Source organism: Acinetobacter sp. YH01019 (assembly GCF_013420285.1).
Lineage (GTDB): Bacteria > Pseudomonadota > Gammaproteobacteria > Pseudomonadales > Moraxellaceae > Acinetobacter > Acinetobacter gandensis.
The window spans coordinates 1-7,304 of the sequence record NZ_VOYM01000108.1 but is presented as its reverse complement, the minus strand read 5'-3'; the positions used below and the strand labels follow the sequence as shown (position 1 = coordinate 7,304).

The window sequence follows — 7,304 nt, the reverse complement described above, 5'->3', positions numbered from 1 at the left end:
CTCGGTTAATTAAGGCTCGGTTATAGGATGACCAATTGGTTGTACGGTAGATTTTAGAGGCAGGCTTATTCATTTTGAAATTATATTGCTGAATAAGCTTTTGATGCTAGGTTTGTGCAACAAAGCCCCCTTGCTCTATTAGCAATAAGCAGTTTTTTAAGTGCACTAGTGCACAAATTTTACCCATTAATACTAGTTCTGCTAATATTGGATTTACAAGAATTAAAATATTCAAAAAATCTAATAAAATTAATGGTTATATTTATGAATAAACGTACTGCTTTAGAAATTACCCAAAAGTTACGATCTATTTATGCCCATCAAGTCAGAGTGGCAGAGCTATTCTTAAAAATAGGCGAAGTCGCTAATCTTACCCCTCTAATTCTCACAGGAAATAAAACCGTTTTTTCTTTCAAAGAAACCGGGAAATCTCTCACTAAAATTAAAAATGAAATTTCTGCTGTTAGAAGTACTTCACAAGCAGATGCAGTATTGGTAGAGATTATTTCCGAGCTAGTATAATTTTAGGGCTTTTCAACTGGTCCTGCAGTTACTTTAATTCGTATTTTTGATGCACCTCCAAGTCTGATTTAGAAATATAGGCAATAAAACACACATCCTGATCTGTCCCTTAAAAGTTAGACAGTAAGTAATGAAAAAAGCTGAATTTCCTAATAGGAAATTCAGCTTTTTTACTTTCTAGTGAGGCTAATCCTCGCTATTACTTCTGTTTTTTAAGCTGCTTTTTGAGCTTATTTAACTTATTTTCGTGTTTTGAAATCGTTTCAAGACGTGCTTTGATCTTCTGTTTCAAGATTTTAACTTGCTTCGACATGATGTCACTCCTTGGTATGAATATCCGCTGACTGGTTTTTTTTCATAAAACTACGGATAAATTTTCTTAATTCTCTAGCGGCACTGGTGTCCATAGTTTCACATAACTGAATGAACTCATCACGTTCAGTGCTGTTAATTCGAATTAAGAGTTGCCCATCTTTTTTGTTGGCCTTTATTTTTCTGGGTTGATCAGTCATAAGATGTTTATTCCCAAAGGCACTAATACAATAAAATGTATATACACTATATATACATTATGAAAATTAAGCAACTATTTAATTTATTGTTTTTTATTAAGAATATATTTATTCCTGATCGGATGAAAAACCGGACATTTCTATTTAGGGTTTATAACTTTACTGAATGGCCTAATGTAATTTTAGAGCATAGCCTAACGGAACAAAATTAAACCTTAAAAATCAACACAAAAACCGTATCTATAGACTTAATATTTAATTTCGGTACAATATGTATTTATTTATCTAAACTCTAACGGTACAGAATGCCTAATCAGGTCGGATATATTCGAGTTAGTTCAACCGAACAAAACACTGAACGCCAATTAGATGGAATCCATCTTGATAAAATCTTCACAGAGAAAGCAAGCGGTGGTAGTAGGGAACGTCCTCAATTAATCGCTATGATTGAATATCTGCGTGAAGGTGATACGGTGCATGTTCATAGTATTGACCGTCTGGCACGTAATACAAATGATCTAAACAATCTTGTGAACAGTCTCAATGATCGTGGGATAACTATAATTTTCCATAAGGAGAATCTGATTTTCAGCCATGATATAGCCCAATCAGCAATGAATAAACTAATGTTTCAGATGCTTGCAGCATTTGCTGAATTTGAACGCTCAATGATTCGTGAACGTCAAAAAGAAGGAATTGCTAAAGCTAAAGCAAAGGGTTTATATAAGGGTAGAAAGCGAAAAGTAGACTATTTAGAAGTACAAAACGCTATGCGGAAAGAAAGGGCAACATTTAGAAGTGTAGCTAGACAGTTTGGAGTAGGGGTGGCAACAGTTCAAAGAGCCTTGAAAATAGATATTAAAGATGGTGATTGAACTCTATTAATTTATGTATGCACATATAAAGTTTGTTAACACATTTTTAATGTGATAGATTTTACAGAGAGGTGCTATATATGACATATCAAGAATTTCAGATTGAACTTATTAAAATTGGTTTAACAATGAACCGTACCGGGTTTGTCGGAGACTTTTTTATTTAAGTTAGGCTACCTGACCTAACGGGTTAATCTTATCATAGTACATTTCAAACTCAAAAGGCGATACATAACCCAGTGCACTGTGTACACGCTTTTTGTTGAACCAATCTACCCAGTTTAGTGTCGCAAGTTGTACATCTGCTAAACCTTGCCAATCTGCTTTTAAATATTCAATCACCTCTGTTTTGTATAAGCCATTCACCGTTTCAGCCAGAGCATTATCGTATGAATCACCAGTTGTACCGACTGATGCTCGTAAATTTGCTGCTTCTAAACGATTGGTATAGCGAATAGAAAGATATTGAACACCTCTATCTGAATGATGAATCACATTCTTAGGCATACCTCGATCATGCAAAGCTTGTTCTAATGCATCGAGTACCATATCTGTATTCATGCGTGTTGATACTTTCCATCCAACAATTGCTCGTGAGAACACATCAATAATAAATGCGGTATAAACCCAGCCAGAATTGGTTTGAATATACGTAAAGTCAGCGACCCATAGCTGATCTGGATGATCAGCACTAAAATTCCGTTTCACTAAATCATCTGCTCGTTTTTGATCATCTCAATACCGAGGCAAAATATTTATTGCTTCAATATGCCTTTGAAGAGCTAAATTGCATTAGAGTTCAGTTCACAATAGATGTACTTAATGAAAAATCCCAGAATGCGATTTTAAGACTCGGTGCCCAGAAAGAAGGTGTGGTAAGAAATGAGCGAATCATGCCTAATGGGAGAAAAAGGAATTCAGTCAGATTCAGTATTATTGATGAAGAGTGGCCAAGCATAAAAGATAATCTAATTAAAAAGTTAAATTATTATTAATTTTTCCATCGGCTTTATTGCCTGCAAACCATTGCAAATGAGTCTCATTTATATATACTTTACACACTTTTTTTGAGTCTAGTCAGCACTCCTGTTTGTTCGCTTGAATATTCGCTCTTTTTTTAGCCTTTCACGATTTTTATATCACTTAGGTATACTTATGTTTGCTTTCTCCCCGCGTAAAAATTTAATTACTGTTGAAATTTTAAAACATAGTAGCCCCTTACTTTTATCCCTCATCCCGATGATGTCTTGGGCAGAAGCAACCGCGATTCAACCAGCACAACTAGAAACGATTATAGTTCAGGTTGAAACAGACTCAAGTTATATCGCAACACAAACGGCGTCGACGCTTAGAGGCAAACAAAAAAATTTAGAAAGCCCGCAAACCGTAAACGTTGTATCTAATCAATACATGAAAGATTATTTGCCTGCAAACTTGGACAATGCACTGACCCAAGTCAGCGGCATTACGCAAGGTAATACTTTAGGTGGTACGCAAGACACCGTAATGAAACGCGGCTTTGGTGATAACCGTGACGGTTCAATTACCGTAAATGGTATGCCAATTGTACAAGGCCGAACCATGAATGCGGCAGTTGAACAAGTCGAAGTTTTAAAAGGCCCATCTTCATTGCTCTATGGCATTATGGACCCAGGTGGTGTAGTCAATGTCATTACAAAAAAACCTGAGACGACTCAGAAAACTGAACTTTCCGTTTACGGCTCAAGCTTTGCAGCAGGCAAAAATGGCTTAGGTGCAAGCATAGATACCACAGGCGCAATTGGTGACAGTAACTTTGCCTATCGCTTTATTGCCGATCATTCTGATGCAGACTATTGGCGTAATTTTGGTAACCTTAAACAGACCTTAATTGCTCCATCTTTAGCATGGGATAATGGTCAAACTAAAGTGAACCTGAGCTATCAATACCGTCACTTTGATGTACCTTTTGACCGCTCTACCGTTTTTGACCCGAAAACCAATAAAGCCCTACCCATCTCTAAATACCAACGTCTAGATGAAGCGTTTAACCAAATGAAAGGTGACGATCATTTGGCGCAATTGTTGGTAGATCACCAAATTAATGATAATTGGTCGGCTCACTTTGGTTATACCTACAACTATGAAACTTATGATGCCAACCAGTTACGTGTGACCAAATTAGATACAACTAAACACACCGTAACACGCCGTACCGATGCGACCTTAAATGCAGAAAGTATAGATAGTAATGCTCAAGCTTACATCAATGGTTCAACCAATTTGTTTGGTTTAAAGCATGACATTCAATTCGGTTCAGATATTGAATACCGTAAGTATTTCCGTCCAGATATGGTTCGTGGCAATACCTCAACTTTAGATTATTTAAATCCAAGTTTTGGAACTGTCGAGCCATCTCAAAATGTTGTGGCATCAGATAGTGACCAAACCGATAAACTGCATACCTACGGTTTTTATGTACAAGATGCAATTCACTTAAATGAAAAATGGATTGCTGTACTGGGTGGACGTTACCTGAACTATCAGCAAACTGCTGGACGTGGCAGACCGTTTAAAGAAAATACTAACACCAATGATGATGCTTGGCTCCCACATGCAGGTTTAGTTTATAAATGGAATGACCAGCTTTCATTCTATGGTAGCTATACCGAGTCACTTAAACCGTCTTCTTCTATTGCACCTTTGGGTGGCGATGCTGTCATTAACTCTGATGTTCAACCTGAACAAGCCAAGTCTTATGAAGTTGGCGCGAAATATGAGTTAAATGACCGTATCAAAGCTAACTTTGCACTCTACGATATTAAAAAGCGTAACGTTTTAGCTAAAGTGACTAACCCATCGACCAGTGAAGTCGAATTGCATACAACAGGTGCTGTACGTTCTAAAGGTGCTGAGCTCGACCTAACAGGACGTGTAACCGACCAGCTTGATGCGACCCTCACCTATGCTTATACAGATGCGAAAGTGACTGAAGATGAAAGCGGCCTAGAAGGTAATCGCTTAAATAATGTAGCGAAAAACACTGCTTCTTTAGCATTGGCCTATAACTATGGCGAACTTTACAACGGTAATTTACGTTTTGGCGTAAGCGGTAATTATGTGGGTAAACGTGCTGGCGATTCGGAAAATACCTTTGACCTGCCAGATTATACCCTTGCCAATGCCTTTGTGAGTTATGACACGACTATTGCCAAACAAGCGGTCACGTTCCAATTTAACTTAAACAATATCTTTGACAAAACCTACTACGCAGCTAGCGTCAACAATTTAGCCGTGTCTCAAGGTGACTCTCGCCAAGCGGTATTACGCGCAACCTTTAAATTTTAAAACATGGGATCAGAGCAGTGCATAAATCACTGCTCTTTTGAGAACATTATGAAAAAGCTTCTTTCTACCATGATGATGGTCACTGCACTCTGTGTATGGACATCTTCTATTTATGCTCAAACACGAATTGCTTTGATCTCACAGGTTAAGGGTGCCTCTGCAAATACCGATATTGCCATTCAAAAATACTTGCAAAGCAAGGGCTATCAAGTTGAGATATTAGATCAATCTGTTTCACCAAATAGTTTAAAGAACACAGACTTAGTCATTATCTCCTCTACGGTTGCTTCTAAAAACCTTCAATCTGGTTGGCGTCAACTGCCTCTTCCACTCATGACGTGGGAAAACGATTATCTTGATGACTTGGCTATGACAGGTAAACGCATTAATAGCGATTTTGGCGAAGTCGAGAAAGAACGTTATCTGTGGTTGGTCAATGCACCACATACTCTCTCTGCACATCTTCCAGCTGGAACTCATAATGTATATAAAGCCCAAGCACCTATGAGTTGGGGTAAGCCGGGTTTAGGCGCCACCATTATCGCAACGATTTATGGACAACCTGAAAAAGTAGCCATTTGGGGATATGAGAAAGGTGCAACGATGGATTATGAATCTTTAGCGCCTGCAAAACGTCTTATGTTTTTTCTTAACAATGACACATTTACCAATCTATCTGACGATGGCTTAAAACTGTTTGATGCCTCAATTGAATGGCTCACTAATAAATAAAACTATTTGTGCAGCTCTCAAAGTTTCATTTATTATCCCTTATAGAGCTGCAATTAATAAACATTCATGCACACCCAATCTTCATACTTTGTAGCCTGAACATTGGTGTGAAGGTCTTTACCATTCATTAACCCTGAACCATTTAAAAACAATCATGGCTTGCCATTATTATAGGCTTTACTTGGTAAAAGTTCTAAACCACCCCGAGCATTTGCAAGCACCGCAGTAATATGTTCTGTATTTCTACCAAGCACATAGGCTGGCAAAGCACCAACATCGCCAGAGCCTGCCACAATACGACGATTGTATTTTTAAAGGCATAAAAAGCCACATTGGGAGAAATGTGGCTAATCGACTTAAATTAATGTTAAGACGTAGCATAAAGAATCGACTTCAGCTAAATCGGAGTACAACCAATTTTAGGAGCAATTGCGGAAACTGCTGCCCAATTCGATGGATAATCTTTTTCAGATTCAATCACAAGTTGAATCGCTCTTTCTCTGATTTCAGGGGTATATTTTACTTTTTTCATCGGGATAGTCTCTCAGAATATTGACTCTCCGACAAACCCGGTACGGTTCAGCATGCATCTAGCTCACTATATAAATAACTCCTTTTAGAAGATCCTATTCATTTTATTTGAGCCGTTACAATACGTATTTAAGTTGTTATTAGAAAATTTTTTATGCCCATTTATCATTTTTATATTGTTTTTCCAATAATTTAAAGCTTAATATCTGATTTTGTCACAAAATCAAATGGGCTTTTATGAATTCAAAAACAAAAGGTGGTTTTAGGGAAGGTGCAGGAAGAAAGGCAATTTACAATGAACCCACTAAGACTATGCGTGTACCAATATCACGTATAGTAGAGATTAAGAAGTTTTTAGCAAATCATAAAAAGACTACCTTAAATGATGTAGCTTCTATTACCTTAATTAATCCTTCAACCTTTAAGTGTATTCCTTTAGCTTCAGAAAAAGTAGCTGCTGGTTTCCCCTCTCCCGCACAAGTGATGTGTGCTGAAAAAACAGGAGGTTTTAACTTGGTAAACTAAACACACTCATCAGGAGTTTACCATGAGCAAGAAACACAAGACTTACACCACAGAATTTAAAGCTGAAGCCATCAAATTAATTGAAGCCAATCAAGGCAATGTCTCGGAAACAGCTAGACAACTTAGCATTTCAATGCAAACTCTTTCAAATTGGAATACCAAAGCAAAGGCTGGAACTTTAGCAGGTACAAAACAGTATTCACCTGATCTAAACGCTCTACTCGAAGAAAATAAAAAACTCAAACAACAGCTCAAAATAGCTGAAATGGAACGTGAATTT

The 7,304-nt window shown here is 37.4% G+C and carries 7 protein-coding genes and 4 pseudogenes; 7 read left to right on the top strand and 4 right to left on the bottom strand.

Annotation, left to right across the window (positions count from 1 at the left end; translation table 11 throughout):
* Positions 1-264 precede the first annotated feature (264 nt).
* A complete protein-coding gene (locus tag FTT84_RS16185) occupies positions 265-522 on the top strand; it encodes a hypothetical protein (RefSeq protein WP_180058972.1) in 258 nt (85 codons plus the stop codon).
* Between the two features lie 317 nt (positions 523-839).
* Here FTT84_RS16185 and FTT84_RS16180 read toward each other — a convergent pair whose 3' ends face one another.
* Positions 840-1,034 carry a hypothetical protein gene (locus tag FTT84_RS16180; protein ID WP_131269202.1) on the bottom strand — a complete coding sequence of 65 codons (195 nt, stop codon included), beginning with the start codon at positions 1,032-1,034 and terminating at the stop codon, positions 840-842.
* A gap of 305 nt (positions 1,035-1,339) precedes the next feature.
* On the opposite strand from FTT84_RS16180, the gene FTT84_RS16175 reads away from it, so the two are divergent.
* Positions 1,340-1,909 (top strand): recombinase family protein, encoded by a 570-nt coding sequence (locus FTT84_RS16175; RefSeq protein WP_180082008.1) that lies wholly within the window; start codon positions 1,340-1,342, stop codon positions 1,907-1,909.
* Positions 1,910-2,077: 168 nt separating this feature from the next.
* On the opposite strand, the pseudogene FTT84_RS16170 reads toward FTT84_RS16175, so the two are convergent.
* Positions 2,078-2,644, bottom strand: a pseudogene (locus FTT84_RS16170) (IS3-like element ISAba2 family transposase); the annotation flags it as partial.
* A 23-nt stretch (positions 2,645-2,667) separates the two neighbouring features.
* Between FTT84_RS16170 and FTT84_RS18300 the strand changes: the two are divergent.
* The 3 genes from FTT84_RS18300 to FTT84_RS16160 all read left to right on the top strand — a co-directional run bounded on the left by FTT84_RS18300 (position 2,668) and on the right by FTT84_RS16160 (position 5,968).
* Complete coding sequence (locus FTT84_RS18300; protein WP_350322527.1) at positions 2,668-2,904, top strand: GNAT family protein; 237 nt, start codon at positions 2,668-2,670, stop codon at positions 2,902-2,904.
* Between the two features lie 160 nt (positions 2,905-3,064).
* Positions 3,065-5,236 carry a TonB-dependent siderophore receptor gene (locus FTT84_RS16165; RefSeq protein ID WP_180080836.1) on the top strand — a complete coding sequence of 724 codons (2,172 nt, stop codon included), beginning with the start codon at positions 3,065-3,067 and terminating at the stop codon, positions 5,234-5,236.
* A gap of 48 nt (positions 5,237-5,284) precedes the next feature.
* On the top strand, positions 5,285-5,968 hold the full coding sequence (locus FTT84_RS16160; RefSeq protein ID WP_180080834.1) for a hypothetical protein: 684 nt from the start codon (positions 5,285-5,287) through the stop codon (positions 5,966-5,968).
* 155 nt (positions 5,969-6,123) lie between these two features.
* On the opposite strand, the pseudogene FTT84_RS16155 reads toward FTT84_RS16160, so the two are convergent.
* A pseudogene (locus FTT84_RS16155) lies at positions 6,124-6,270 on the bottom strand (hypothetical protein); the annotation flags it as partial.
* A 101-nt stretch (positions 6,271-6,371) separates the two neighbouring features.
* A pseudogene (locus FTT84_RS16150) lies at positions 6,372-6,500 on the bottom strand (IS3 family transposase); the annotation flags it as partial.
* A 236-nt stretch (positions 6,501-6,736) separates the two neighbouring features.
* Here FTT84_RS16150 and FTT84_RS16145 point away from each other — a divergent pair.
* Positions 6,737-6,979: pseudogene (locus FTT84_RS16145) on the top strand (DNA polymerase V); the annotation flags it as partial.
* A 67-nt stretch (positions 6,980-7,046) separates the two neighbouring features.
* Positions 7,047-7,304, top strand: a 258-nt coding sequence (locus FTT84_RS16140; RefSeq protein ID WP_032038771.1) for a transposase, incomplete at its 3' end; no start/stop codon positions are given.